Origin of the sequence: Streptomyces avermitilis MA-4680 = NBRC 14893 (assembly GCF_000009765.2) — a bacterium.
In the GTDB taxonomy this organism is placed as follows: domain Bacteria; phylum Actinomycetota; class Actinomycetes; order Streptomycetales; family Streptomycetaceae; genus Streptomyces; species Streptomyces avermitilis.
The window spans coordinates 6,506,601-6,532,180 of record NC_003155.5 but is presented as its reverse complement, the minus strand read 5'-3'; the positions used below and the strand labels follow the sequence as shown (position 1 = coordinate 6,532,180).

Sequence of the window (25,580 nt, the reverse complement as noted above, 5' to 3'; positions counted from 1 at the left end):
AGCACCTGGAGGTACCTGCCGTGTCCTTGCCCGCCGTCCTACTGGCCGCCGGTGTCACACCGTCCCCGTCTCCCTCGCAGACGACGGACCCGGCCACCGCCACGCTCCAGGACGCCCAGCACAGCGCGACGAACGCCGCGAGCTGGGTCTCGCAGAACTGGTCCACGTGGCTGGCGATCGGTCTGCGCGTCCTGCTGATCCTGGTGATCGCGGGCGTGCTGAGAGTGGTGGTGCGGCGGGCGATCACCAAGCTGATCGACCGCATGAGCCGCACGGCGGAGGGGGTCGACGGCACGGCGCTCGGCGGTCTCCTGGTGAACGTGGAGCGCCGCCGCCAGCGTTCCCAGGCGATCGGCTCGGTACTCCGCTCGGTGGCGTCGTTCCTGATCCTCGGCACCGCCGCCCTGATGATCCTCGGCACCTTCGAGATCAACCTGGCCCCGCTGCTGGCGTCGGCCGGTGTCGCGGGTGTCGCGATCGGTTTCGGCGCCCGGAACCTGGTCACCGACTTCCTCTCCGGCGTCTTCATGATCCTGGAGGACCAGTACGGGGTCGGCGACACGGTCGACGCGGGCGTCGCGTCCGGCGAGGTCATCGAGGTGGGCCTGCGCGTGACCAAGCTGCGCGGCGACAACGGCGAGATCTGGTACGTCCGCAACGGCGAGGTCAAGCGCATCGGCAACCTCTCCCAGGGCTGGGCGACGGCGGGCGTGGACGTGACCGTCCGCGCCTCCGAGGATCTGGACCGGGTGAAGGCCACGCTCGACGACGTCGCCGAGCGGATGAGCAAGGAGGAGCCCTGGAACGAGCTCCTCTGGGGCCCGATCGAGGTCCTCGGCCTGGACAGCGTCCTGCTGGACTCGATGGTGGTCCATGTCTCGGCGAAGACGATGCCGGGCAAGGCTGCAGCCGTGGCCCGCGAGCTGCGCTGGCGCATCAAGCGCGCCTTCGACGCGGCGGACATCCGCATCGTGGGCGGCCTCCCGTCCCAGCCGGACGGGGACCCGGTCCCCGACCCGACGGCGACGGTCGCGGCCCCCTCGGTCTACTCGAACACGGCGTCCCCGCAGGCGGAGGCGGCATCCCCGCTCACGCCGCCCGTGCGCCCCGCGCCGAAGTAGGCGGCACGAGAGAAACAGGCCGTACGAGAGAAACAGGCCCTACAGAGAAGCAGGCCGTACGAGAGAGGCGGCGCCCGGGACACACGGGGCGCCGCCTCTCGGCATGTTCGGGGAACCCGTCGCCGCCTCTCCGCGCGTACAGGGAACCCGTAGCCACCTCTCCGCGCGTCGCGCTCTCAGCCGGTCAAAGGGCGTGCGTTCCGGCAACTGCGCCCCCGCGCGCCCCTTTCCGCCGGGCCGAGCGCGTCTGCCCCGTCGTGCACCGGCTGGGGAGGGGGGAGATCTCCCGCACGGCCGCGGGCTGCCACGTAACGACTTGGTTGCCCGCCCGTGGCCGGTATTGACGCCTCCGCCACCCCCGGCCTACGTTCCTCCCACCAATAGGAAACTTTCCTAACAATGATCTCGCGATGGACTTCCCGGCGGTCACGCTGGGAAGCTGGGCAGTCGAAAGGCAGGTGGCGACACACATGGCAGGATCCGCCGGCACGCCGGGCACCCCGCGCGTCCTGCGCGCCATGAACGACCGCGCCGCCCTCGACCTGCTCCTCGAGCACGGCCCGCTCAGCCGCACCCGCATAGGCAAGCTCACCGGACTGTCGAAGCCCACCGCCTCCCAGCTCCTGGCCCGCCTCGAAGCCGCCGGGCTCGTCCTGATGACCGGCACCAGCGAAGGACGCCCCGGACCCAACGCCCAGCTCTACGTGGTCAATCCGGGCGCGGCCCACGCGGCCGGGCTCGACGTCACCCCCGAGCGCATCCTCGCCGCCGTCGCCGACGTCACCGGGCGGACCGTGGGCGCGTACGAACTGCCGACCCCCGGCCGGCGCCCGGCCCAGCCCGTCGTACGGCAGGTCACCGACGCCCTGGACGGCGCGGTGAAGGCCGCCGGCCTGGCCCGGGACGACATCCACCGGCTCGTCATCGGCACCCCCGGCGCCTTCGACCCCAACACCGGCCGGCTGCGCTACGCCTCCCACCTCCCCGGCTGGCACTCCCCCACCCTCCTCGACGAACTCGCCGCCGCACTGCCGATGCCGGTCGAGTACGAGAACGACGTCAACCTCGTCGCGATCGCCGAGCAGCGGCTGGGCGCGGCGCGCGGGCACGCGGACTTCGTACTGCTGTGGAACGAGGGCGGACTCGGCGCCGCCCTCGTCCTCGGCGGCCGGCTGCACCGCGGCTGGACCGGCGGCGCCGGCGAGGTCGGCTTCCTGCCCGTGCCCGGCGCACCCCTGGTCCGCCAGGTGACCCGGGCCAACAGCGGCGGCTACCAGGAGCTGGCCGGTTCCCAGGCCATACCCGAGCTGGCCCGCGAGCTCGGCATCGAGGACATACCGCCGGGCCCGTACGCCGAGGTCGCCGCCACCCTCGTCGAGCGGGCCGCCGGCCACGACGACGGCCCCTACCGGCAGTTGCTGCGCACGTACGCCACCGGTCTCGCCACCGGTCTCGCCTCGCTGGTCTCCGTACTCGACCCCGAACTCGTCGTCCTCAGCGGCACCTCGCTCAGCAGGGGCGGCGAGCCGCTGCGGGCCCTGGTGCAGGCCGAGCTGGAGGACCTGGCCGCGTCCCGGCCGCGCCTCGTCGTCGGCGACGTCCACGAACACCCCGTGCTGCGCGGCGCGTTGGAGAGCGCGCTGGCGGCCACCCGCGACGAGGTCTTCGACACCTCCCGCTGAGTACACCCTCCCGCTGAGCACACCTCCCGTCGAGCGCACCTCCCACCGAGTACACCTCCCGTCGAGCGCACCTCTCGCCGAATCACCCCCAAGCCCGAGCCCGCACTCGCCCCGTCCCGCCCGCCCCTCCGAGGGAGACCCCGTCATGCCCGCAATGTCCAGAAAGGTGGCTGTCGCGCTGGCCGCGTCCGCCTCGATAGCCCTCCTCGCCACCGCCTGTACCGGCCAGTCCGACGCCGGCGCGAACGACGACGCGTCCAAGGACACGACGATCAACTTCTGGCATGCGTGGAGCGCGCCGGGCGAGGTCAAGGCCGTGCGGTCGCTGGTCGCGGGCTTCGAGAAGGCGCACCCCAACATCCACGTCGACATCGTCGCCAACATGACCGACGACAAGATCAACCAGGCGCTGCGCGCCGGCGGTGACAAGGCCCCGGACGTCATCTCCTCCTTCACCACCAACAACGTCGGCAAGTTCTGCTCCTCCGGTGCCCTCGTCGACCTCAACCCCTTCTTCAAGAAGGCGGGCGTCGACCCGGCCACCACCTTCCCGAAGGCGATGAACGAGTACACCCAGTTCGACGGCAACCGCTGCGCGGCGCCGCTGCTGGGCGACGCGTACGGGCTCTACTACAACAAGACCGCCTTCAAGAAGGCCGGGATCACCAGCCCCCCGAAGACCTGGTCGGAATTCGAGAAGGACGCCAAGAAGCTCACCCTCACCAAGGGCGACTCCTACAAGCAGCTCGGCTTCATGCCGAACTACCACGGCTGGGAATCGACCACCGAGCACTACTTCGCGCAGTTCTCGCCGACGTACTTCGACCGGAGCGGCAAGTCGAACGTCGCCGAGGACCCCGCGTTCGAGGCCGGGTTCACACTCCAGAAGAAGCTCGTGGACGAGCTCGGCGGCTACAAGAAGCTGGAGACCTACCGCGCCACGCTCGGTGACGAGTGGGGCCCCAAGCACCCCTTCCACACCGGCCAGGTCGCGATGCAGCTGGACGGCGAGTGGCGCCTGGGCATGGCCGAGGAGGCCAAGCCTGACTTCGAGATCGGGGTCGCGCCACTGCCCGTCCCCGACGACCGGGCCGACCAGTACGGCAAGGGCTACATCACCGGCACCATCACCGGCATCGCCGCCACCAGCAAGAAGCAGAACGCGGCCTGGGAGTTGGTGAAGTACATGACCACGGACACGGACGCGGTGGTCGGCTTCGCCAACGACATCCACAACGTGCCCTCCACGCTCGCGGCCCTCAAGTCCCCGAAGCTGACGTACGACCCGCGCTTCAAGACGTTCCTGGACATCGCCGCCGACCCGAACTCGACCACGACTCCCGCCTCCGTCAACGGCGGTGTGTACCTCGTGACCATCCAGGAGTTCGGCTACGCCTACGAGAGCGGCAGGGCCAAGGACCTCAAGGCGGGCCTGGCGGGGACCGCGAAGCAGATCGACACGGACATCGCGCAGGCCAAGTAGCCATGACCACGTACACGCTGCGTGCCAAACGCCGCCGGGCGGCGTTCAGGACGGCCGCCTTCATGTCGCCCTGGCTGATCGGCTTCACGGTCTTCTTCGCGTATCCGCTGATCTCGACGGTCTACTTCTCGTTCATGCACTACGACGGCTTCAAGCCGCCGACGTGGAGCGGGACGAAGAACTGGACGTACGTCTTCGAGCACTACCCGCTGTTCTGGCCCGCGTTGCGCAACACCCTGTGGCTGGTCCTCGTCATGGTGAGCCTGCGCGTCGTCTTCGGGCTGGGCGTCGGGCTCCTCATCACGAAGATCAAGACGGGCACGGGCGTCTTCCGCACCCTCTTCTACCTGCCCTACCTCGCCCCGCCCGTCGCCGCCACCATGGCCTTCGCCTTCCTCCTCAACCCCGGCACCGGGCCGGTCGACTCGATCCTGGAGAAGGCGGGCATCCCGGCGCCCGGCTGGTTCAACGACCCCACCTGGTCCAAGCCCGCCCTGACCCTGCTCGCCCTGTGGGGCATCGGCGACCTGATGGTCATCTTCATGGCCGCACTGCTCGACGTCCCCCAGGAGCAGTACGAGGCGGCGGAGCTGGACGGCGCGTCGGCCCTTCAGCGCTTCCGGTACGTGACGCTCCCGAACATCTCGCCGATCATGATGTTCGCCGTGGTCACCGGCGTGATCCAGACCATGCAGTACTACACCCAGCCACTGATCGCCGGAAAGGTCGCGTCGGGCGTCATCCAGGGCGCCGGTACGCAGTTCGAGCCGGGCTACCCCGACAAGTCGACGCTCACCCTGCCCCAGCTCGTCTACAACCTCGGTTTCCAGCGCTTCGACTACGGCTCCGCCTGTGTGGTCGCGCTCGTGCTGTTCGCCCTGTCCATGGTGTTCACCGCGTTCCTGATGCGGCGCCGGGGCGGCCTCATCCAGGCAGGTGACTGACCATGACCCAAGTGCTGGACAAGCCGGTGGAGTTGACGACAACGGTCTCCCCGGCCGAGCGCACCGCCCGGCGCCGGGCCCTGCTGGAGTGGGTCGCGGTCCACTCGCTGGGCGTGGCGGCGGCCCTCTTCTTCGTCCTCCCCTTCGTGTTCGTGTTCCTGACCTCGCTGATGAGCGACACCCAGGCGCTCAGCCGCGATCTGATCCCGCACACCTGGCAGTGGGGCAACTACCGGAAGGTGTTCGACACCCCGGGCTTCCTGACCTGGTGGAAGAACACACTCCTGTACGCCGGTGCCGGCACCGTCATCACGGTCGTGTCGTCGATCCCCGTGGCGTACGCGCTCGCCAAGTTCCGCTTCCGCGGGCGGAATCTGTCGCTGATGCTGGTCATCTCGATGATGATGCTGCCGCCCCAGGTGATCATCATCCCGATGTACCTGTTCTGGGCGAAGCAGCTGGATCTGTCGGGCACGCTGTGGCCGCTGATCATCCCGATGGCGTTCGGGGACGCGTTCTCCATCTTCCTGCTCCGCCAGTTCCTGATGACCATCCCGAACGAGTACCTCGACGCGGCGAAGGTCGACGGCTGCGGGGACCTCAGGACCCTCCTGAAGGTCGTCCTGCCGATGGCGAGGCCGGGCATCGCGGCCGTCGCGCTCTTCCAGTTCTTCTACGCCTGGAACGACTACTTCGGCCCGCAGATCTACGCGTCCGAGAACCCGGGCGCCTGGACGTTGAGTTACGGCCTGGAGTCGTTCAAGGGCGCGCACCACACCGACTGGAATCTCACCATGGCCGCGACCGTCCTGGTCATGGCCCCCGTGATCCTCGTGTTCTTCTTCGCGCAGAAGGCGTTCGTCGAGGGTGTCACGCTCACCGGAGTGAAGGGCTGACGTATGAAACTGGCAGTTGTGGGCGGGGGGTCCACGTACACCCCCGAACTCATCGACGGCTTCGCCCGGTTGCGGGACACGCTGCCCGTCGAGGAACTGGTCCTCGTCGACCCGGCCGCCGACCGCCTCGAACTGGTGGGCGGCCTCGCCCGGCGCATCTTCGCCAGGCAGGGCCACGACGGCAGGATCGTCACCACGTCCGACCTGGACGCGGGCGTCGAGGGCGCCGACGCGGTGCTGCTCCAGCTGCGCGTGGGCGGACAGGCCGCACGCGAGCAGGACGAGACCTGGCCGCTGGAGTGCGGCTGCGTCGGCCAGGAGACGACGGGCGCGGGCGGTCTCGCCAAGGCGCTGCGCACGGTGCCGGTGGTGCTGGACATCGCCGAGCGCGTCCGCCGCGCCAACCCGGACGCCTGGATCATCGATTTCACCAATCCGGTGGGGATCGTGACGCGCGCCCTGCTCCAGGCCGGTCACAAGGCCGTCGGGCTGTGCAACGTGGCGATCGGCTTCCAGCGGAAGTTCGCCGGGCTGCTCGGCGTCGCCCCCGCCGACGTCCACCTCGACCACGTCGGCCTCAACCACCTCACCTGGGAGACCGGGGTGCGCCTGGGCGGCCCCGAGGGCGAGAACGTCCTGCCCAAGCTGCTCGCCGAGCACGGTGACGCCGTCGCGGGCGACCTGCGCCTGCCGCGCAGCATCGTCGACCGGCTCGGCGTCGTCCCCTCGTACTACCTGCGCTACTTCTACGCGCACGACGAGGTCGTACGAGAGCTCGGGACCAAACCCTCGCGGGCCGCGGAGGTCGCGCGGATGGAGCGGCGGTTGCTGGAGATGTACGGCGACCCCGCGCTCGACGAGAAGCCGGCGCTGCTGGCCGAGCGGGGTGGCGCGTACTACTCGGAGGCGGCCGTGGACCTCGCGGCCTCGCTGCTGGGCGGGGGAGGCAGCCCGTACCAGGTGGTGAACGCCTACAACAAGGGCACGTTGCCCTTCCTGCCCGACGACGCGGTGATCGAGGTGCAGGCCGCGGTCGGCCCGCACGGCCCCACCCCGCTGCCGGTGCCGCCGGTGGACCCGCTGTACGCGGGGCTGATGGCGAACGTCACGGCGTACGAGGACCTGGCCCTTGAGGCCGCGCTGCGCGGCGGACGCGACCGGGTGTTCCGGGCGCTGCTCGCGCACCCGCTGATCGGCCAGTACGGGTACGCCGACGCCCTCACCGACCGGCTGATCGCGCACAACCGGGAGCACCTCGCGTGGGCGTGAGCACAGACGTCCCCGCCCTCGACGGAGCGAGCGTGCTCGCGATCGACGCGGGGAACAGCAAGACCGACGTCGCGGTCGTGGCCGCCGACGGCACGGTCGTCGGCGCCGCGCGCGGCGGCGGGTTCCGTCCCCCGGCGGTGGGGGTGGAGACGGCGGTGGACGTGGTCGCCGACGCGGTGGGCCGGGCCTTCGCCGCGGCCGGCGTCACCTCGGTCACGCATGTCTCGGCGTGTCTGGCGAACGCCGATCTCCCCGTCGAGGAGAAGCAGTTGGCGGCCGCCCTGCACGCGCGCGCGTGGGGCACGAGTGTGGAGGTGCGCAATGACACCTTCGCGATCCTGCGGGCGGGCGTCGCCGAGCCGCACGGGGTCGCGGTGGTGTGCGGCGCGGGCATCAACTGCGTGGGCATGCGCCCCGACGGCCGCACCGCGCGTTTCCCGGCCATCGGCCGCATCTCCGGCGACTGGGGCGGCGGCTGGGCCCTGGCGGAGGAGGCCCTGTGGCATGCGGCGCGGGCGGAGGACGGGCGGGGCGGCCCGACGGCCCTGGCCCGTACGCTCCCCGCGCACTTCGGCCTGGAGTCGATGTACGCGCTGATCGAGGCGCTCCACCTGGAGCACATCGAGCACTCCCGGCGCCATGAGCTGACACCCGTCCTGTTCGCCACGGCTCGCGACGGCGACCCGGTGGCGCGGGCCGTCGTCGACCGGCTGGCGGACGAGGTGGTGGCGATGGCCGTGGTCGCCCTGACCCGCCTCGACCTGCTCGCGGAGGAGACCCCCGTGCTGCTCGGCGGCAGCGTCCTCGCGGCCCGCCACCCCCAACTCGACGACCGGATAAGGGACCTGCTGGCGGCCCGCGCCCCCAAGGCGGTACCCCGGGTGGTCACCGCAGGGCCGGTCCTCGGCGCGGCCCTGCTGGGCCTCGACCACGTGCACGCCCCGGAGGAGGTCCACGCGCGCGTACGGGCACACTACGAAGGAGCGTAGGGGCGTAGGGGCGTGAGGTGCATGCGGGGCGGGCGGGGCGGGCGGGGCGGGCGGGACATGAGGGCGTGAACCTCCCCGTTCGTACGGGAACCGAACAGATACAGGGTCGCGTATTCATGACCGGAGGATGGCGCGGGGAGTACTGCCGTGCGCCGGAATCCGCACGACCGCGCCGCGATCCGAACAAGATCGTGTGAAGGCCTGTGCGGATGTCAGTCCCGGCGGCGATACTTGCGGCCGTGCACCTCTGTCCGTGCCCCCGCGGCACCGGGCGGGGGTGACCGGCGGATGACCATGGGGGAGGTCAAGTGACACACCCGCAGAAAGGCAGCGCGCCACCGGCCCAGGCCGCACCGACGACGCCGGCCCTGCCGCGGTCCGGCGTGCCCGGCGCGCGGGAAGCGCCCGGCGCGCGTGCGTCACAGGGCCGCCCCGACCCCGCCCCGCCCCGCCGCACGGCCTGGGCGGAGGGCGTCGACCAGCTGCGGGCCGCCGCGACGACCGAGCCCGGCCGGCTGCGCCTCATCGGCGCCGTCCTGGCCCTGCTCGTGGTCGCGTTCGGCGCGGTCACCGCCTGGCAGATGACCGACCGCTCGGCCGCCGCGGACGACGTGCTGCACAGCAGCCAGCCGCTGAGCGCGGGCGCGGCGGACATCTACCGCTCGCTCGCCGACGCCAACACGACCGCGTCCAGCGGCTTCCTCGCGGGCGGCGAGGAGCCGGCGGGCTCCCGCACGCGCTTCGAGGACGACATCAGGACGGCCGCCGACAAGCTGGTCGTCGCCGCCGCCAACTCCGAGCCGGGCTCGCCCTCCGCGGACACCATCGCCAAGCTCAACAAACTGCTGCCCGAGTACAAGGGCCTGATCGAGCGGGCCCGCGCCAACAACCGGCAGGGCTTCCCGCTGGGCGGGGCCTATCTGCGGTACGCGAACGACACGATGCAGCAGAAGATGCTGCCGGCCGCGCAGGATCTCTACACCAAGGAGAACCAGCGGCTGCGCTCGGACTACGACAGCGCGACGCCGTACCCGTGGGCCGCGATGGGCCTCGGCGTCCTCGCTCTCGCCGCGCTCGGCTGGGCCCAGCGCCGCAACTACCGGCGTACGAACCGGGTGCTGAACCAGGGCCTGGTCGCCGCCACGGCCGCCTCCGCGGTGGTCCTGCTCTGGCTGGTCGTCGGACACACCGTCGCGCGCGCCGGCCTCGACTCGTCGTACGACCACGGAGTGCGCTCGCTCAACGTGCTGCACGACGCCCGGATCGCGTCGCTGAACGCGCGGGGCAACGAGAACCTGACCCTGGTCAGCCGCGGCGCCGAGACCAAGACCCTGCCCGACGAGAGCGTCGAGGACGTCTTCGACTACAACTTCAAGCAGGACATGAAGAAGCTCTCCGCGGGCCTCGCCGAGGCGAAGTCGCTGGCCGACGACCAGGCGGGCGGGCAGCCCGTGACGGCCGCCACCGGGAACATGGAGGAGTGGCAGTCGCGCCACCGGGAAGCGCGCGCGGCCGACGACTCCGGCAACTACCAGGCCGCGCTGGACAAGGTCATCGGCTCCAAGGCGGACAAGCCGACGGGCGAGTGCTTCGACGGCGTCGACCACAACCTGGAGCTGGCCCTCGCCCACGAGGAGACCGAGTTCAAGCAGGCGGCGGGCGACGGCCGGGACGCGATGACCGGGCTCTCGGTGGGCGCCGCGGTGCTGGCCGTGCTGGGCGCGGCGGGCGCGGTGCTGGGCATCGGGCGCAGGCTTTCGGAGTACCGGTGAGAGGGGGAGCCGCGATGACCGCACGACGCCTGAGGGCGAGCCTGAAGGGCTGGGGCGGCGTAGGGGCGATGGCCGTCGCCTGCCTCCTCACCGCCGTCTTCGTCCTGCTGCCGCTCACCCGTGCGAGCGGGGAAGGCGGTGCGGGCGTCGGCGGCCAGGGCGTGGCCGAGGGCACGCAGGTGAGGGACGAGACCTGCGACCACCCCGAGCGCAAGAGCCCGCCGGCCTCGAACGACGAGAGCGGCGCGGCGATCAAGGCCATCAAGAAGCGCGGCTATCTGTCGGTCGGTGTCGACCAGAACAGCTACCGCTGGGGCTACCGCGACCCGAACAGCACCAAGAAGGGCAGCGACCTCGAGGGCTTCGACATCGACCTCGCCCACCGGATCGCGGACGAGATCCTCGGCAAGCCGAACGCCGACGTCCGGTTCCACGCCATCCCCACCAACCAGCGCATCGAAGCGATCAGGAGTGGGCAGGTCGACATGGTGGTACGCACCATGACGATCACCTGCAAGCGGCTGGCGGACGTGGCGTTCTCCGACCCCTACTTCCGCACGGGCCAGCAGGTCCTGGCCCCGAAGAAGTCCGGCATCACGGGGTACGACAAGTCGCTCGCGCACAAGAGGATCTGCACGGCGGCGAGTTCGACGGCGTTCGACACGCTGACCGCCGACCGGAAGGCGGGCAGGCTCGTCGTGTCCGCCCGCATGTCCGAACCCGTCCCCAATCAACTCGACTGCCTCGTAAGGCTCCAGCTCGGCCAGGTCGACGCGGTGGTGACCGACGGCGCGCTCGCCGCGAGCCAGGCCGCGCAGGACCCGACGGTCGAGCTCAAGGGCGCCGCCTTCACCGACGAGTACTACGGCGTGGCGATGAAACTGGACGCCAAGGATCTGGTACGCCGGGTCAACCAGGTACTCGTGGACTACCGCAGGAGCGGCTGGCAGGCCTCGTACGACACCTGGCTGTCCCCGACCCTGGGGAAGAACTCGGGACCGTCGAAACCGCCCGCCTCCTAGAAGAAGCAACCGACCTGATACCACCCGAGAGTTACCCGGGCGCACCGGACAGGCGCGCAGGGAACGACCGAGAGCGAGAGGTGATCGATGGGCGTCACGGGACCCCCCGAGCCGGTGCTGGACCGGGACGAGGTGGACCGTGCGCTGGCGCGGCTCGGTGCGGAGCACGAGGCCATCGAGACCTCGCTCCTCGCCCTCCAGGACCACGCGGGCCGCAGACTCCTCGAAGGCGCCGAGCTCACGGGCACGACCAAGGAGCGCTGGACGGCCGCCGAGGCGTCGATCACCTTGCTGTGGGCGTACTTCGACGCGTACTCGGACGCGCTGCGCTCGGCGCGCGACATCCGTTCGCGCCGGCGCTGGTCGAGCCGTGAGGACCTGGTCGAGCTGACCGGGATCCTGCGCGGCGCGACCGTCACGGTGGCGGGCAGCACGACGGCGACGGCGAACGCGCCGACACTCGCGGGCACCGGCAAGCTCAGCGAGCAGTTCACGCTGGCGGCGCTCGTGGACCGGATGAACGAGCTGTACGCATCGTCGCTGGACATGGTCGTCGCCGCCGACGCGGTGTGGTCGGCGCTGCCCGCGCGGATCGATTTACTGGCCGCGGAGTTGCAGCGCACCCGGCGACTCGCGCACTCGGTGGGCGTGCGCCCCGGCGAGCACCCGGCGGGCGACGACCTGGAGCGGATCACCCGCACGCTGACCCGGCTGCGCGAGGAGGTCATCTCCGACCCGCTGACGTACTGGGTTCCGGCGCCGGGGAGTTCGGCGCCCGGCGGCGGACGTCCGGACACGACGACGTACGACCGCGAGGCGCGCGCCCTGGAGGACGTGCGCCGGGAGATCGACGCCGTGCTCACCGTCCGGCAGGACGCGGAGGCGCGGCTCGTCAGGCTGCGGGACGTCCTCAGCCGCGCGGACCGCACCCTCGCGGAGGCGCGCAGTGCACGCGGCGAGGTGCTGGCGAAGATCGCCGCGTCGGAGGTGCCCGCGGTCAGCGGTCCGCCGACCGCGCTTCAGGAGCAGTTGCAGACGGCCGCCGAGTACCGCAGACACGCCCAGTGGCACCGTCTGTCGCCGCTCCTGGAGTCGCTGGAGCAGCGGGCGGAGGACGAACTGCTGCGCGCCCGCGAGTCGTTGACCGCCGTCACCGCGCCTCTGGCGGTCCGTGCGGAGCTGCGCGGCCGCCTCGACGCGTACAAGGCGAAGGTCGCCCGGCTCGGCTTCGCGGAGGACCCGCTGCTGATCGAGCGGTACGACGCGGCCCGCCGCATGCTGTGGAGCGCGCCCTGCGACCTGCGGGTCGCCGAGGAGGCGGTGCTCCGCTATCAGCGGGCGGCCGCCGACCTGTTGAGTCCGCGGGTGCCCGACCAGGGCGGTCCGACCGACCGGAGGGGGCCCGTCGCGTGAGCGGTGGAGGTGGTGCGGCGTGAGTGAGGCGCAGCAGAAGTGCCAGCGCCCCGGTTGCACGGGGTCGTACGAGGACGTGGGCGGCGGCGAGCTGTACTGCGACATGTGCGGGCTGGCGCCGGTCGTCGCGGCGGGCGGCATGGTCGGTTCGCCGGCGACGGGGATCACCGGCGGTGGCCGGGGCTCCCGGGGTTCGGGGAGCAGTTCCCGCGCCAGCTCCCGGGCGTCCTCGCGTTCCTCGCAGTCCCGGCGCTCGGTGTCGGGTCGGCTGTCGCGTGCCCTGTCGGGGAAGACGTCCGGCCGCTCGGTGTCGGTACGCAGCTCGGGTTCGACCGCCGGGACCTCCGGGCGCAGCCGGCTCGGCATGGGCCTGGTGCAGGTGCCGGACGTGCCGCGGCCCGATCCGCGCGCGATGGTGCTGGAGAACCCGGAGGTGCCCGAGCGCAAGCGGTTCTGCTCGCGCTCCGACTGCGGGGCGCCGGTGGGGCGGGCGCGCGGCGAGCATCCGGGGCGCACGGAGGGGTTCTGCACGAAGTGCGGTCACCCGTATTCGTTCGTGCCGAAGCTGCACACGGGTGACGTGGTGCACGGCCAGTACGAGGTCGTGGGCTGTCTCGCGCACGGCGGCCTCGGCTGGGTCTATCTCGCCGTGGACCGTGCCGTGTCCGACCGCTGGGTCGTGCTGAAGGGCCTGCTGGACACCGGTGACCAGGACGCGATGGCGGCGGCGATCTCCGAGCGGCGTTTCCTCGCGGAGATCGAGCACGCCAACATCGTGCGGATCTACAACTTCGTGGAACACCTGGACCAGCGCACCGGCTCGCTCGACGGCTACATCGTCATGGAGTACGTCGGCGGCAAGTCCCTCAAGGAGATCGCCAACGACCGCCGTACGCCCACCGGGAAGCGGGACCCGCTGCCGGTGGAGCAGGCGTGCGCGTACGGCATCGAGGCGCTCGAAGCGCTCGGACACCTGCACAGCCGCAACCTGCTGTACTGCGACTTCAAGGTCGACAACGCGATCCAGACCGAGAACCAGCTGAAGCTGATCGACATGGGCGCGGTGCGCCGGATGGACGACGAGGAGTCGGCCATCTACGGCACGGTGGGCTACCAGGCGCCGGAGGTCGCGGACGTCGGCCCGTCGGTCGCCAGCGACCTGTACACGGTCGCCCGCACCCTCGCCGTACTGACCTTCGACTTCCAGGGGTACACGAACGTCTTCGTGGACTCGCTGCCGGACCCGGACCACATCGAGGTCTTCCGCCAGTACGAGTCGTTCTACCGGCTGCTGGTCCGCGCCACCGACCCGGACCCGGTCCGCCGGTTCGCCTCCGCGCAGGAGATGACGGAGCAGCTGACGGGTGTGCTGAGGGAGGTCGTGTCCCTGCAGACGGGCCGCGCCCGGCCGGCCCTGTCGACCCTGTTCGGGCCCGAGACCAAGGTCACGGACACGGTGTTGTTCGCGGAGCTGGAGGGGGACGTGTCGCGGCTGGGGGCGCGCGTGGTGCCGGTCGGAAAGCGGGGCCGGGCGGCGAGTACGGCGTCGGGTGTCGTCCCGGGCCGCGGCACGCGCACCCTCGTCAAGCCCCTCGACACGGCCGCCGCCGCCCTCGCGCTGCCGGTCCCCCGGGTCGACCCCGGTGACCCCAACGCCGGGTTCCTCGCCGGGCTCATGACGTCCGGCCCGCTGGAGCTCGTCGCGGCGCTCGGCAACGCCCCCTCGCCCTCCGTCGAGACCCGGCTGCGCCAGATCCGCGCCCGGCTGGAGAACGGCGACTCGCACACGGCGCTGGAGGTCCTCGCGAAGCTGGAGGACGAGCGGCCCGACGACTGGCGGGTCGTCTGGTACCGCGGTGTGGCCGCGCTCGTCACCGGCGACCACGAGGTCGGCGCGCTCTCCTTCGACGCGATCTACGACGCCTTCCCGGGTGAGCCGGCCCCCAAGCTGGCCCTCGGGCTGTGCGCGGAGGTGCTCGGCCAGCTGGACAACGCCGCCGAGTACTACCGTCTGGTGTGGACGACCGACCCGAGCTATGTCGGTTCGGCGTTCGGCCTGGCCCGCGTCCAGCTCGCGGCCGGCGACCGGCGCGGTGCCGTACGGACGCTGGAGTCGGTGCCCGAGTCGTCGATCCACTACACCGCGGCCCGCGTGGCCGCCGTACGGGCGCGCCTGAGACACCGTACGAACGAAGCGCCGGAAGCGTCCTTCCTGGACGACCTCGGCGCCGCCGCCGGGCAGGTCGAGGCGCTGAACGGCTACGGTCTGGACGCGGTGCGCCGTGAGCAGTTGTCCACAGAGGTCCTTGGCTGCGCGCTGGACTGGGTACTCTCCGGTAGCCAGGGTTCCGCTCCGCCTCCGGACGGCGGACGCGCACTGCTCGGCAATGAACTGGACGAGCGCGGCCTCCGCTTCGGCCTGGAGCGCTCGTACCGGACGCTGGCCCGGCTGGCGCAGGGCGGCGAGGAAAGGATCGACCTGGTGGAGCGTGCCAACCGCTACCGCCCCCGGACGTGGGTGTGATTGATGTCGCAGATGCCTCAGCCGACGGCTCTTTCGAGGTGCCCCAGTTGCGCGGAGCCCCTCGAGTCCGGTGACCGTTTCTGCGGTGCGTGCGGGTACGACCTCTCGGCGGTGCCCGTGCCGCCGCAGGACACGCCCACGCTCACCATGAACGGCGCGACGCCGCGGCCCCCTTCACAGGTCGCGTCCGTGGACTGGCCCATCGCTCCCGAGGTGGACGGCTCCCACGCGCCTGCCGCGGTGCATCTGCCCACCGACCTGCCGGGCACGGACTCCGGCGGCTCCGAACTGCCCGCCGGGAAACCCGCCATGAGCGGTTCGACGGGGGTACGGTTCGACCGGCCCGCCGAGCCCGACGACTATCCACTGGCAGCGCCCCGCCCTGCCGCCGACCCACGGACGGCCGACTTGCCCACTCCCCCGGCCGGCACCAAGCTCTGCGTGGCCTGCCGCGCGGGCCATGTCGACAGCGACGGCTACTGCGAGAACTGCGGCCACGCACAGCCACGCGAACGCGACCACATGGAGCAGGAGTTGGACGCGGTCGCCGCCGTCAGCGACCGCGGCCTGCGCCACCACCGCAACGAGGACGCGTTCGCGGTCTCCTCGACCGCCCTGCCCGACGGCTCCCCCGCCGTCGTGGCGGTCGTCTGCGACGGGGTCTCCTCGGCGACCCGCCCCGACGAGGCGTCCCTCGCCGCCTCCCGCGCCGCGGGCGAGTCGCTGCTGGCCGCCCTGCCCCGCGGCACCCATCCGCAGCAGGCCATGCACGAGGCGATCATCGCCGCGTCGCACGCCGTCAACTCCCTGGCCACGGAACCGGAGACGGCCCAGGAGCACTCCCCGCACCAGAACGCGCCCGCCTGCACGCTCGTCGGCGCCGTCGTCACCACGAGTCTGCTGGTCGTCGGCTGGGTCGGCGACAGCCGCGTGTACTGGATCCCGGTGGACCGGGCGCTCCCGCCGGTCCGGCTCACCGAGGACGACTCGTGGGCCGCGCAGATGGTCGCCGCCGGTCTGATGAGCGAGGCGGAGGCGTACGCGGACGAGCGCGCCCACGCCATCACGGGCTGGCTCGGCGCGGACGCGTACGAACTGGAGCCGCACACCGCTTCCTTCAAGCCGGACCGGCCGGGCGTGGTGGTGGTGTGCACCGACGGGCTGTGGAACTACGCGGAGGCCGCCGAGGAGATGGCGGAGATCGTGCCCCTCGACGCCGCGCTGAGGCCGCTGCACAGCGCCCAGGTGCTTGTGGGCCACGCCCTGGACGGCGGGGGCCACGACAACGTAACAGTGGCCGTCCTCCCGTTCCCGGCCCCGCCGCAGGGGGCAGGATCCGCCTGAGGGACGGATCCGCCTGAGGGGCCGCGACGGTGCTTTCCCGGCCGGCGGGGGCCGGCTCGGGGAGCGACGGGGGTCGACCCCAGGACCGGAGGGGACCGGTCCGCCACCAGTCATCACCTCACAGCGATGGGGTTCTTGAGGGGGATCAGAGAAGGCATGGCCAATTTCTCGAAGTCGAACGCGCCGCAGTTCTCGGTGGACGTCTATCAGAACGAGTACCTGCCGGAGGGCGGCCGCGAGGTCAACGCCATCGTCACGGTGACAGCGACCGGCGGCGGCACGACCAAGAGCGCGGTGGCCGCTCCCCGTCCGTACGCGTCGGGAGCTGCCCCGGACGCGGCCGTGGCCGTCATGGTCGACTGTTCGGGCTCGATGGACTACCCGCCGACCAAGATGCGCAACGCCCGTGACGCGACGGCCGCGGCCATCGACACCCTGCGGGACGGCGTGCACTTCGCGGTGATCGGCGGCACCCATGTGGCCAAGGAGGTCTACCCCGGCGGCGGACGCCTCGCCGTCGCCGACGCGCGCACCCGCGACCAGGCCAAGCAGGCGCTGCGCAAGCTGAGCGCGGGGGGCGGCACCGCGATCGGCACCTGGCTGCGCCTCGCCGACCGGCTGCTGTCCTCGGCGGACGTGTCGATACGGCACGGCATCCTGCTCACCGACGGCCGCAACGAACACGAGTCGCCCCAGGACCTCAGGGCCGCACTCGATGCCTGTGCCGGACGTTTCACCTGTGACGCGCGTGGAGTCGGCACCGACTGGGAGGTCAAGGAGGTCACCGGGATCGCGTCCGCGCTGCTCGGCACCGCCGACATCGTCGCCGACCCGGCCGCCCTGTCCGAGGACTTCACGCGGATGATGGAAACAGCCATGGGCAAGGAGGTCGCGGACGTCGCGCTGCGGCTGTGGACACCCGTCGGCACGGCCATCAAGTTCGTGAAGCAAGTGGCCCCCACGGTCGAGGAGTTGACCGACCGTCGCACCGAGGCGGGCCCGCGCGCCGGGGACTACCCCACCGGCTCCTGGGGCGACGAGTCCCGCGACTACCACGTGTGCGTGGAGGTGCCCGCCGCCGGCCTCGGCCAGGAGATGCTGGCCGGCCGGATCTCCCTGGTCGTCCCACAGAGCGACGGCAGCACCCAGAACCTCGGCGCGCAAGGGCTCGTACGGGCGGTCTGGACCGACGACATGGAGGCGTCCACGTCGATCAACCCCCAGGTAGCGCACTACACAGGTCAGGCCGAACTGGCGCAAGTCATCCAGCAGGGTTTGGACGCCCGCAAATCGGGAGATGTCGACGGAGCAACGGCCAAACTGGGCCGGGCCGTCCAACTCGCCAGTGCGTCGGGGAACACGGATACTGCGAAACTGCTTGCGAAGGTGGTGGACGTGGTCGATGCCGCGGCAGGTACTGTGCGATTGAAGGCCAAGGTGGAAGAGGCCGACGAAATGACCCTCGAAACACGGTCCACAAAGACTGTTCGTGTAAAGAAGTGACCTAGAGGGACACTGACAGCAGCGAGCCCGACCCCCTGGGGCCATCCCGAGGGGTTGGAGAAACCCGGCCATAACGGCCGGAACAGGAAAGGGGGAAGCGCCGACATGCCGACCTGCCCGAACGGACACCAGTCGGGTTCCGACGACTGGTGCGAGATCTGCGGTCACCGCATGGCAGGTGCCGTGCCCCCGCCGCCTCCGCCACCACCGCCGGCTTCCGGATACGGCTATCCGCCGCCCGGCTCGCCTCCGCCGCCTCCGGGCGCGGGAGGCCAGCCCGGGGGTCAGCCCGGGGGGCGCCCGCACCTGTCCTCGGGGCCCGAGCCGGAGCTGTGCCCGCAGTGCCGCACGCCCCGTGAGGGCGGTGCGCCGTTCTGCGAGGAGTGCCGGTGGAACTTCCTCACCAACACGGCCACCTCGTACACGCCGGCGGCCCCCCGTCCGTCGACGCCCAATCCCGCGCCGCGCTTCCAGCAGGGCGGCCCCGGGCAGCCGACCGGGCCCGGCGGGGACCCGTACGAGTACCAGAGCTCGCGCCCGTCGCAGATGAACCGGCCCGCGGAGCCGATCCCGCCGGGCCCGCCGTACGGCGGTGACCCCTCGGGCCCGTCCGGCCGGCCCGGCTTCGGCGGCGACCCCTCGCGCCAGCCCGGCTTCGGCGGTGACCCGTCGCGCCCTCCCGGCTACGGTGGCGATTCATCACGTCCTTCCGCTTTCGGTGGGGATTCCTCGCGTCCGTCCGCTTTTGGCGGCGACCCGTCTCGTCCCGTCCCGCCGCCGCCCGGGCCCGGTGGGCCGGGTGCGCCCGGTGGGCCGGGTGCGCCCGGTGGGCCGGGTGCGCCCGGTGGGCCTGAGAGCACCGGTGGTCCCGGTGCCCCGCCGTCGTTCCAGCAGGCCGGACCGCCGCCCGTGTTCCAGCGGCCGGGTCCGCCCGCTCCGCCCGCGTTCCCGCAGGAGACCGGGCAACCGCCCGTACCCCGGCAGCCCGGCGGCCCGTCCTTCGGCGGCGGTGACGACGACTGGGTGATCTCCCCGCCGTCGTCGTCCTCCCCTGGTGGCCCCGGCGGTGCTCAGGGCGGCGGCTACGGCTACCCGCAGCCCGGCTCCACCCAGGCGCCCCCCGGCCCCGGCTACCAGCAGCAGCCGCTGACCTGGAGCGCGACGATCGGCCCCGACCGTGACTACTTCATGGCGATGATGCAGCGCTCGGGCCCCGAGGCGGCGGGCCTGAACCTGCCCGCGTACTCGCCGGAGCAGCAGCGCACGCTCACCGGCAACCAGATCAGCATCGGCCGCCGCCGTCACTCCACCGGCGACACCCCCGACATCGACCTGTCGGTGCCGCCGGAGGACCCGGGCGTCTCGCACCAGCACGCGGTCCTGGTCCAGCAGCCGGACGGCTCCTGGGCGGTCGTCGACCAGAACTCCACCAACGGGACCACGGTCAACGGCGCCGAGGAACCGATTCAGCCCTTCGTGCCGATCCCGCTCCAGGACGGGGACCGGGTGCACGTCGGGGCGTGGACGACGATCACGATTCGCCGGGGCTGAGCGGCGGCATTCGTCCGCGCAGGCGTACGGAATTCACGGCAGTGGCCAGGTGTACGGCCCTTCGGGGTCGTCCAGCCAGGCCCAGGAGCGCCCGTCGCCGACCGTGACCCCGTACCGCTCGCGCCCCGGCTGCCCCTCGCGCTCCCACAGGGTGTACGCCTCCTGCGGGTCGAGGCGGCCGGCGGTCAGGGTCAGCAGGAACCGGAACAGCTCGTGGCCCCTGGCCCGGCGCGGCAGCCCGCCCAGGTTCGGGGGCTCCTGCTCGGGCCGTACGACACCGCGCAGCGGTACGAAGTAGGCGGGCGTGTGCAGGAAGTGCCCGGTGGCGTACCCGGCGTCCCGTACCCGCAGGGCGATCAGACCGGTCGCGAACGGCGCCAGGATGCGGGCTCCGGGAACGCACTGGGCGAGCCAGGGGCGCGGGATCGACGTCAGCGTGCAGGTGGCGATGATCCGGTCGAAGGGGGCGCGGGCGGGCACTCCCCGCGCGCCGTCGCCGGTGACGACCGCCGGGTGGTGTCCGGCGGCGGCCAGGTGCTGCCGCGCCGACTCGGTGATCTCGGCGTCGAGGTCGACGGTGGTGACCTGCTCGTCGCCGAGCCGGTGGGCGAGCAGGGCCGCGTTGTACCCGGTGCCGGCACCGATCTCCAGGACGGCGTCCCCGTCCCGCACGTCCAACTCGACGAGCATCTTCGCCATCAGGGAGGGCTGACTGCTGGAGGACACCAGCTCCCCGTCGCGCACCCGGGTCGCCAGCGGGGCGTCGGCGTACGCGCCGCGCACCCAGCGCTCCCGGGCGCGCGGGTCGGGGCTGTCGCGCCACAGGCGCTCGTAGCCGCCGACGGCGCCCGCGTAGTAGTACGGCACGAAGAGGTGGCGCGGGACCGTCTCGAACGCCTCCCGCCACCGCGGATCGGCATCCCAGGCCCCGCTCGCGTCGATCTCGCGCAGAAGTACCGCCCGCGCCGACGCGGCGAGGGCCTCCAGGTCGTGGTCGAGTGCGTGCGCGCTCATGTCTCCACTGTGCTGCGGCAGACGCCGTGAGGCGAGCGCCACACCCGACGGATCCGGAACCGGCGCCTCGGACCGGGTGCGCCTCTCCCCTCCTGAGACCGCTGGTCCTAAGCCTTCAGTCCTCGGTCACCGCGTCTGAGACCATGGACGGGTGAATGAGATTCGGCGCGGCACGCTTCAGGAGCAGACCTTCTACGAGCAGGTCGGCGGCGAGGAGACCTTCCGGCGTCTTGTCCACCGTTTCTACGAGGGCGTCGCCGGGGACCCGCTGCTGAAGCCCATGTACCCCGAGGAGGACCTGGGTCCGGCCGAGGAGCGATTCACGCTGTTCCTGATCCAGTACTGGGGCGGCCCGACGACATACAGCGAGCAGCGCGGCCACCCCCGGCTGCGGATGCGCCACGCCCCCTTCGCCGTCGACCGGGCCGCGCACGACGCCTGGCTCAAGCACATGCGGGTCGCCGTCGACGAGCTCGGCCTCTCCGAGGAGCACGAGCACACGCTGTGGAACTACCTGACGTACGCCGCGGCCTCGATGGTGAACACGGAGAGCTGACGCCCGGCCCGCTCCTGGTGCGGCCTGGTCAGCGGACGCTGACGTCCAGCGCGCCGAGGCCCGCCCTGCGGACCGCGATCGATCCGTACGGCGTACGCAGCCGCAGCCACGCGCCCGACGAGAAAAGCCCGAGCGGCGCCTCGTCGGGCGTGCTCGTGCCGCCCGGTGCAGGGCGTAGGAAACCCAGCGACTGAGCCGCGTGCGCGGCCCGCACCGGGAGGCGTGTGTCGCCCAGCGTCCGGGACCAGATCTCCCGCCCGATCCGGTCGAGTTCGGCCCGGGTACGTCCTTCGGGCGGCAACTGCTGGGTGCGGGAGCGGAATTCGCTCACCGCGGCGGCCACCGTCGCCCGCAGCGCGTCCGGCGCGGGCAGTCCGGGCTCCGGCTGCCAGCCGCCCCGGGGCGGGAGCAGTCCGGCCCACGGCGGCCCGGTGACCGCGGCGGGCACGACGGCCGTGGCCGCCGACTCGTCGATGGACTCCAGGAGTTCACCGGCCGAGACGGTCACATCGAGCGAGACGTCGAGGCCGTCCTCGTACGGCTTGCCGAGCCGCGCCGTCCGGATCGCGAGGACGTCGAAGGACGGCGGCCGTCCGAAGACCGCCAGCGCGGTCCCGGACGCCTGAAGCCGCACCGCCGCCCCGCGGTCGTAGTGGATCAGCCGGGCGAGGAAGGCGGCGAGGTCCGCCGCCTCCCCCTCGTCGGCCAGGTACAGGACGGTCATGCCGCGACGGTCTCGGTCACGTCGTCCCGGTACTCCTCCAGGAACTCCCGTTCCTCGGCGGTGATCCGGCGCGGCCGCTGCGCCTCGAAGTCGAACGGCACGACCACCGTCGCGGCCCGGACGTAGAGCTGATCCGCGTCCTTGACCTCATAGGTGATCGTGAACGACGCCGCTCGGATCTCCGTGATCCACAGCTCGATGTCCACCGGCTCGCGCCGGTGGACCAGCTGCCGCTTGTAGTCGATCTCGTGGCGCGCCACCACGGACCCCTGCTTGAACTGCTTGCCGGGGGGAGACAGGAAGTCGATACGTGCTTCCTCCAGGTAGCGGAGGAAGACCGCGTTGTTGACGTGGCCGTACGCGTCCATGTCCGCCCAGCGCAGCGGGCAGCGGTAGATGTGCCGCAAGATCAGCCCCGAGTCAGCTTCTTGTAGGTGGCGCGGTGCGGACGCGCGGCGTCCGGGCCGAGCCGCTCGACCTTGTTCTTCTCGTACGACTCGAAGTTGCCCTCGAACCAGAACCACTTGGAGTCACCCTCGTAGGCGAGGATGTGCGTGGCGACCCGGTCGAGGAACCAACGGTCGTGGGAGACGACCACCGCGGCGCCCGGGAACTCGAGCAGCGCGTTCTCGAGCGAGGACAGCGTCTCCACGTCGAGGTCGTTGGTCGGCTCGTCGAGGAGCAGCAGGTTGCCGCCCTGCTTGAGGGTCAGCGCCAGGTTGAGGCGGTTGCGCTCACCACCGGAGAGGACACCGGCCGGCTTCTGCTGGTCCGGGCCCTTGAAGCCGAAGGCGGAGACGTACGCACGCGAGGGCATCTCGACCTGGCCCACATTGATGTAGTCCAGCTCGTCCGAGACCACGGCCCACAGGGACTTCTTCGGGTCGATGTTCTCGCGGCTCTGGTCGACGTACGAGATCTTGACGGTTTCGCCGACCTTGATCGTGCCGGTGTCCGGGGTCTCCAGGCCCTGGATCATCTTGAAGAGCGTGGTCTTGCCGGCACCGTTGGGGCCGATGACACCGACGATGCCGTTACGCGGCAGCGTGAAGGAGAGGTCGTCGATGAGAACCTTCTCCCCGAAGGCCTTGGAGAGGTTGTTCACCTCGACCACGATGGAGCCCAGGCGCGGGCCCGGCGGGATCTGGATCTCCTCGAAGTCCAGCTTCCGCATCTTGTCGGCCTCTGCGGCCATTTCCTCGTAGCGGGTCAGACGCGCCTTGGACTTGGCCTGCCGGCCCTTGGCGTTGGACCGCACCCACTCGAGCTCTTCCTTGAGCCGCTTGGCGCGCTTGGCGTCCTTCTGGCCCTCGACCTTGAGGCGGGACTGCTTCTTCTCCAGGTAGACGGAGTAGTTGCCCTCGTAGCCGATGGCGCGGCCACGGTCGAGCTCCAGGATCCAGCCCGCGACGTTGTCGAGGAAGTACCGGTCGTGGGTGACGGCGACGACGGTGCCGTCGTACTTCGCGAGGTGCTGCTCCAGCCACTGCACGGACTCGGCGTCCAGGTGGTTGGTGGGCTCGTCGAGGAGCAGCAGGTCGGGGGCCTCGATCAGCAGCTTGCACAGCGCGACACGGCGGCGCTCACCACCGGAGAGGTTCGTGACCGGCCAGTCGCCGGGCGGGCAGCCCAGGGCGTCCATGGCCTGCTCCAGCTGAGCGTCCAGGTCCCACGCGTTGGCGTGGTCCAGGTCCTCCTGGAGCTTGCCCATCTCCTCCAGGAGCGCGTCCGAGTAGTCGGTCGCCATCAGCTCGGCGACCTCGTTGAAGCGCTTGAGCTTGCCCATGATCTCGGCGGCGCCGTCCTGGACGTTCTCCAGAACGGTCTTGGACTCGTCGAGCGGCGGCTCCTGGAGCAGCATGCCGACCGTGTAGCCGGGCGACAGGAACGCGTCACCGTTGGAGGGCTGCTCAAGGCCCGCCATGATCTTGAGAACGGTGGACTTACCGGCACCGTTCGGACCGACCACACCGATCTTCGCACCCGGCAGGAAGTTCAGGGTGACGTCGTCGAGAATCACCTTGTCGCCGTGCGCCTTGCGCGTCTTGCGCATGGTGTAAATGAACTCAGCCAAGAGAAACCGTCCGGACGCTTGAAATCGGCAGTGGGCAGATACACCCCATCTTGCCTGACTGCCACCCCTCGAAGGAAACCCGTTCGGTCAGGGGTCCGTGACCTGGACGTTCGCCGACCGCCCCGGTAGCTGCTCTGTCACTGGTTGTCGCCGTCGATCACTGCCGAGCGCCCTCGCCCGGCCCGGGGACGGCCCGGAGTCGTCGATACGCAGCCTGCTCATGGCGTCACGGCCCGTCACTCGCTGTTGAGTTACCAAGGTGCTGTGTGCTGCTCAGTCCTGCGTCGATGTCTTCTTGTTGCGGACGAGGACGAGTGCCGCGCCGCCGATGACCACCAGGGCTATCGCCGTGCCCGCGATGAACGGCGTCGCGCTCGAGCTGCCCGTCTCGGCCAGGTTCGTGTCCGTGGACGTGCCGCCCACCGTGGCCGGGCTGGGTTCGCTGAGCGTCTGGGTCGCGTCGCCGCCCGCGCCGCTCTCGGTCTTGCAGTCGAGGATTCCCTTGAAGCGCTCCTCGAAGCCGCCCGGCCCCTTGATGGTGAAGTCGTACGCCTGGTCCTCCTGGAGCGGGATCGTCACCGTCTGCGACTTGCCCGCCTCGATGGTGTACTCGCTCCCCATCAGTTCGAACGTGAACGCCTCGTCGCCCTCGTCGGCCGCCGTGATGTCGACCCCGCCCTTGGCGCAGTTCCTCACCGCGGACAGCGCGGGTATCGCACCCTTGACCGCCCAGTTCGCCGTCGCGGTCGCGGAGACCGTCGACTCGCTCGAGCCCGCGAGTATCTGGGTCTGGCTGCGGGACTCGGAGGCGAAGGCGCGGCCGACCGGCACGGTGGTCGACGCCTGCACCGTCAGCGCGACCGAGCCGTCCGCGGCGTCCTTGGGCACGTCGAAGTAGATCGGCCTGCCGTCGGCGGCGGAGGTGATCGCCTTGCCGTCCTTGCCGACGATCTTCACCCCGTTCGCCGTGGCGTCCACCGGCGGCGTCACCGTCACGCTGTCCGCGTTCGTGTGCACCGTGACAGGGCCGAGGCGCTCGCCCGCATGCCCCGAGACCGCGGGCGGGTCCAGGGTCAGTGAAGCCGCGGGCTCCGCCAGATTCCGCGCGGCCTTCTCCAGGTAGTCCGCGAGCTTCTCCGCCTGGGGGTCGACCGCGTCCACGTCGGCGCCGTCCGAGTAGCGCCAGATGGCCACCTGCGTTCCGGCCGCCGCGTCCTGCTCGGTGAGGCCGCTCGCGCCCGCCTGCCGCGCCAACGCCGTCAGGTTGTTCACCTGCGGATAGGAGTTCTGCAGGATCCAGCGGATCCTGCCCGCGTTCTCGTTGCCGCTCAGCGATGTGCCGCTCCAGGGGGTCTCCTGGTACCTGGCGTCCTTCTGTGTCGGGTTGTGGATGTCGATGCAGTACGTCTGCAGCATGCCGCCACCGTCGACGGCCATCTCGAACAGGCCCGCGGAGACCTGCTCGTCCCCGCCGTTGTCGTGGATCACCGCGTCCCCGTACGTCTTGAGGCCGCCCATGGTGGCGGTCGCGCCGCCCCCGCTCTGCGGTGTCGAGTCGGCGACGGCCGGGCCCGCGGTGACCAGGGCACCCGCGGCGACGAGGCCGGACACCAGCGTCGCGGCGGCGAGGCGGGCGGCCCCCCGTCCACGCACGGACAGCGCCGAGAACGCAGAGAACGCAAATGACACAGAATTCCCC

Annotated in this window: 20 protein-coding genes; 15 read left to right on the top strand and 5 right to left on the bottom strand. The window is 71.3% G+C overall.

Annotated features, from left to right (window positions below; translation table 11 throughout):
- The first annotated feature begins 20 nt into the window (after nt 1-20).
- The 14 genes from SAVERM_RS27800 (at nt 21) to SAVERM_RS27735 (ending at nt 19,513) form a co-directional block, all read left to right on the top strand.
- Nucleotides 21-1,121 (top strand): mechanosensitive ion channel family protein, encoded by a 1,101-nt coding sequence (locus SAVERM_RS27800; protein ID WP_010986788.1) that lies wholly within the window; start codon nt 21-23, stop codon nt 1,119-1,121.
- A gap of 470 nt (nt 1,122-1,591) precedes the next feature.
- Nucleotides 1,592-2,803, top strand: coding sequence for an ROK family transcriptional regulator (locus tag SAVERM_RS27795; protein WP_010986787.1), 1,212 nt, complete (start codon nt 1,592-1,594; stop codon nt 2,801-2,803).
- Nucleotides 2,804-2,948: 145 nt separating this feature from the next.
- Nucleotides 2,949-4,286, top strand: a complete 1,338-nt coding sequence (locus tag SAVERM_RS27790) for an ABC transporter substrate-binding protein (protein ID WP_010986786.1) — start codon at nt 2,949-2,951, stop codon at nt 4,284-4,286.
- A gap of 2 nt (nt 4,287-4,288) precedes the next feature.
- Entirely contained in the window at nt 4,289-5,230 is a 942-nt protein-coding gene (locus SAVERM_RS27785) for a carbohydrate ABC transporter permease (protein WP_010986785.1), read from the top strand.
- Nucleotides 5,231-5,232: 2 nt separating this feature from the next.
- A complete protein-coding gene (locus SAVERM_RS27780) occupies nt 5,233-6,126 on the top strand; it encodes a carbohydrate ABC transporter permease (protein WP_010986784.1) in 894 nt (297 codons plus the stop codon).
- Nucleotides 6,127-6,129: 3 nt separating this feature from the next.
- Nucleotides 6,130-7,395, top strand: a complete 1,266-nt coding sequence (locus SAVERM_RS27775; protein WP_010986783.1) for a 6-phospho-beta-glucosidase — start codon at nt 6,130-6,132, stop codon at nt 7,393-7,395.
- Nucleotides 7,392-8,384, top strand: a complete 993-nt coding sequence (locus SAVERM_RS27770) for an N-acetylglucosamine kinase (RefSeq protein ID WP_037651501.1) — start codon at nt 7,392-7,394, stop codon at nt 8,382-8,384. The genes SAVERM_RS27775 and SAVERM_RS27770 overlap by 4 nt, the downstream gene beginning before the upstream one ends.
- A 308-nt stretch (nt 8,385-8,692) precedes the next feature.
- Entirely contained in the window at nt 8,693-10,156 is a 1,464-nt protein-coding gene (locus tag SAVERM_RS27765; RefSeq protein WP_010986781.1) for a hypothetical protein, read from the top strand.
- A 14-nt stretch (nt 10,157-10,170) separates the two neighbouring features.
- On the top strand, nt 10,171-11,178 hold the full coding sequence (locus tag SAVERM_RS27760) for a glutamate ABC transporter substrate-binding protein (RefSeq protein WP_010986780.1): 1,008 nt from the start codon (nt 10,171-10,173) through the stop codon (nt 11,176-11,178).
- Between the two features lie 87 nt (nt 11,179-11,265).
- Complete coding sequence (locus tag SAVERM_RS27755) at nt 11,266-12,591, top strand: coiled-coil domain-containing protein (protein WP_010986779.1); 1,326 nt, start codon at nt 11,266-11,268, stop codon at nt 12,589-12,591.
- 19 nt (nt 12,592-12,610) lie between these two features.
- A complete protein-coding gene (locus tag SAVERM_RS27750; protein WP_010986778.1) occupies nt 12,611-15,115 on the top strand; it encodes a serine/threonine-protein kinase in 2,505 nt (834 codons plus the stop codon).
- Nucleotides 15,116-16,459: a PP2C family protein-serine/threonine phosphatase gene (locus SAVERM_RS27745; protein ID WP_010986777.1), complete on the top strand. Its 1,344-nt coding sequence runs from the start codon at nt 15,116-15,118 to the stop codon at nt 16,457-16,459.
- Between the two features lie 156 nt (nt 16,460-16,615).
- Complete coding sequence (locus tag SAVERM_RS27740) at nt 16,616-17,962, top strand: vWA domain-containing protein (RefSeq protein ID WP_037651457.1); 1,347 nt, start codon at nt 16,616-16,618, stop codon at nt 17,960-17,962.
- 105 nt (nt 17,963-18,067) lie between these two features.
- On the top strand, nt 18,068-19,513 hold the full coding sequence (locus tag SAVERM_RS27735) for an FHA domain-containing protein (protein ID WP_010986775.1): 1,446 nt from the start codon (nt 18,068-18,070) through the stop codon (nt 19,511-19,513).
- A gap of 33 nt (nt 19,514-19,546) precedes the next feature.
- Here SAVERM_RS27735 and SAVERM_RS27730 read toward each other — a convergent pair whose 3' ends face one another.
- Nucleotides 19,547-20,527, bottom strand: coding sequence for a methyltransferase domain-containing protein (locus SAVERM_RS27730; protein ID WP_010986774.1), 981 nt, complete (start codon nt 20,525-20,527; stop codon nt 19,547-19,549).
- Between the two features lie 151 nt (nt 20,528-20,678).
- Here SAVERM_RS27730 and SAVERM_RS27725 point away from each other — a divergent pair, with 151 nt between their 5' ends.
- Nucleotides 20,679-21,083: a globin gene (locus SAVERM_RS27725; protein ID WP_010986773.1), complete on the top strand. Its 405-nt coding sequence runs from the start codon at nt 20,679-20,681 to the stop codon at nt 21,081-21,083.
- Nucleotides 21,084-21,111: 28 nt separating this feature from the next.
- On the opposite strand, the gene SAVERM_RS27720 is transcribed toward SAVERM_RS27725, so the two are convergent.
- The 4 genes from SAVERM_RS27720 to SAVERM_RS27705 all read right to left on the bottom strand — a co-directional run bounded on the left by SAVERM_RS27720 (nt 21,112) and on the right by SAVERM_RS27705 (nt 25,570).
- Nucleotides 21,112-21,807: a DUF8185 domain-containing protein gene (locus tag SAVERM_RS27720; RefSeq protein WP_010986772.1), complete on the bottom strand. Its 696-nt coding sequence runs from the start codon at nt 21,805-21,807 to the stop codon at nt 21,112-21,114.
- Entirely contained in the window at nt 21,804-22,214 is a 411-nt protein-coding gene (locus SAVERM_RS27715; protein ID WP_010986771.1) for an acyl-CoA thioesterase, read from the bottom strand. The genes SAVERM_RS27720 and SAVERM_RS27715 overlap by 4 nt, the downstream gene beginning before the upstream one ends.
- Before the next feature lie 2 nt (nt 22,215-22,216).
- A complete protein-coding gene (gene ettA / locus SAVERM_RS27710) occupies nt 22,217-23,881 on the bottom strand; it encodes an energy-dependent translational throttle protein EttA (protein WP_078234517.1) in 1,665 nt (554 codons plus the stop codon).
- A gap of 273 nt (nt 23,882-24,154) precedes the next feature.
- Complete coding sequence (locus SAVERM_RS27705; protein ID WP_010986769.1) at nt 24,155-25,570, bottom strand: Cys-Gln thioester bond-forming surface protein; 1,416 nt, start codon at nt 25,568-25,570, stop codon at nt 24,155-24,157.
- Nucleotides 25,571-25,580 lie beyond the last annotated feature (10 nt).

Coding starts and splice junctions, on each gene's coding strand:
- SAVERM_RS27795 (WP_010986787.1), top strand. CDS start 1,592: ATGGCAGGATCCGCCGGCACGCCGGGCACCCCGCGCGTCCTGCGCGCC.
- SAVERM_RS27790 (WP_010986786.1), top strand. CDS start 2,949: ATGCCCGCAATGTCCAGAAAGGTGGCTGTCGCGCTGGCCGCGTCCGCC.
- SAVERM_RS27785 (WP_010986785.1), top strand. CDS start 4,289: ATGACCACGTACACGCTGCGTGCCAAACGCCGCCGGGCGGCGTTCAGG.
- SAVERM_RS27780 (WP_010986784.1), top strand. CDS start 5,233: ATGACCCAAGTGCTGGACAAGCCGGTGGAGTTGACGACAACGGTCTCC.
- SAVERM_RS27775 (WP_010986783.1), top strand. CDS start 6,130: ATGAAACTGGCAGTTGTGGGCGGGGGGTCCACGTACACCCCCGAACTC.
- SAVERM_RS27760 (WP_010986780.1), top strand. CDS start 10,171: ATGACCGCACGACGCCTGAGGGCGAGCCTGAAGGGCTGGGGCGGCGTA.
- SAVERM_RS27755 (WP_010986779.1), top strand. CDS start 11,266: ATGGGCGTCACGGGACCCCCCGAGCCGGTGCTGGACCGGGACGAGGTG.
- SAVERM_RS27740 (WP_037651457.1), top strand. CDS start 16,616: ATGGCCAATTTCTCGAAGTCGAACGCGCCGCAGTTCTCGGTGGACGTC.
- SAVERM_RS27735 (WP_010986775.1), top strand. CDS start 18,068: ATGCCGACCTGCCCGAACGGACACCAGTCGGGTTCCGACGACTGGTGC.
- SAVERM_RS27730 (WP_010986774.1), bottom strand. CDS start 20,527: ATGAGCGCGCACGCACTCGACCACGACCTGGAGGCCCTCGCCGCGTCG.
- SAVERM_RS27720 (WP_010986772.1), bottom strand. CDS start 21,807: ATGACCGTCCTGTACCTGGCCGACGAGGGGGAGGCGGCGGACCTCGCC.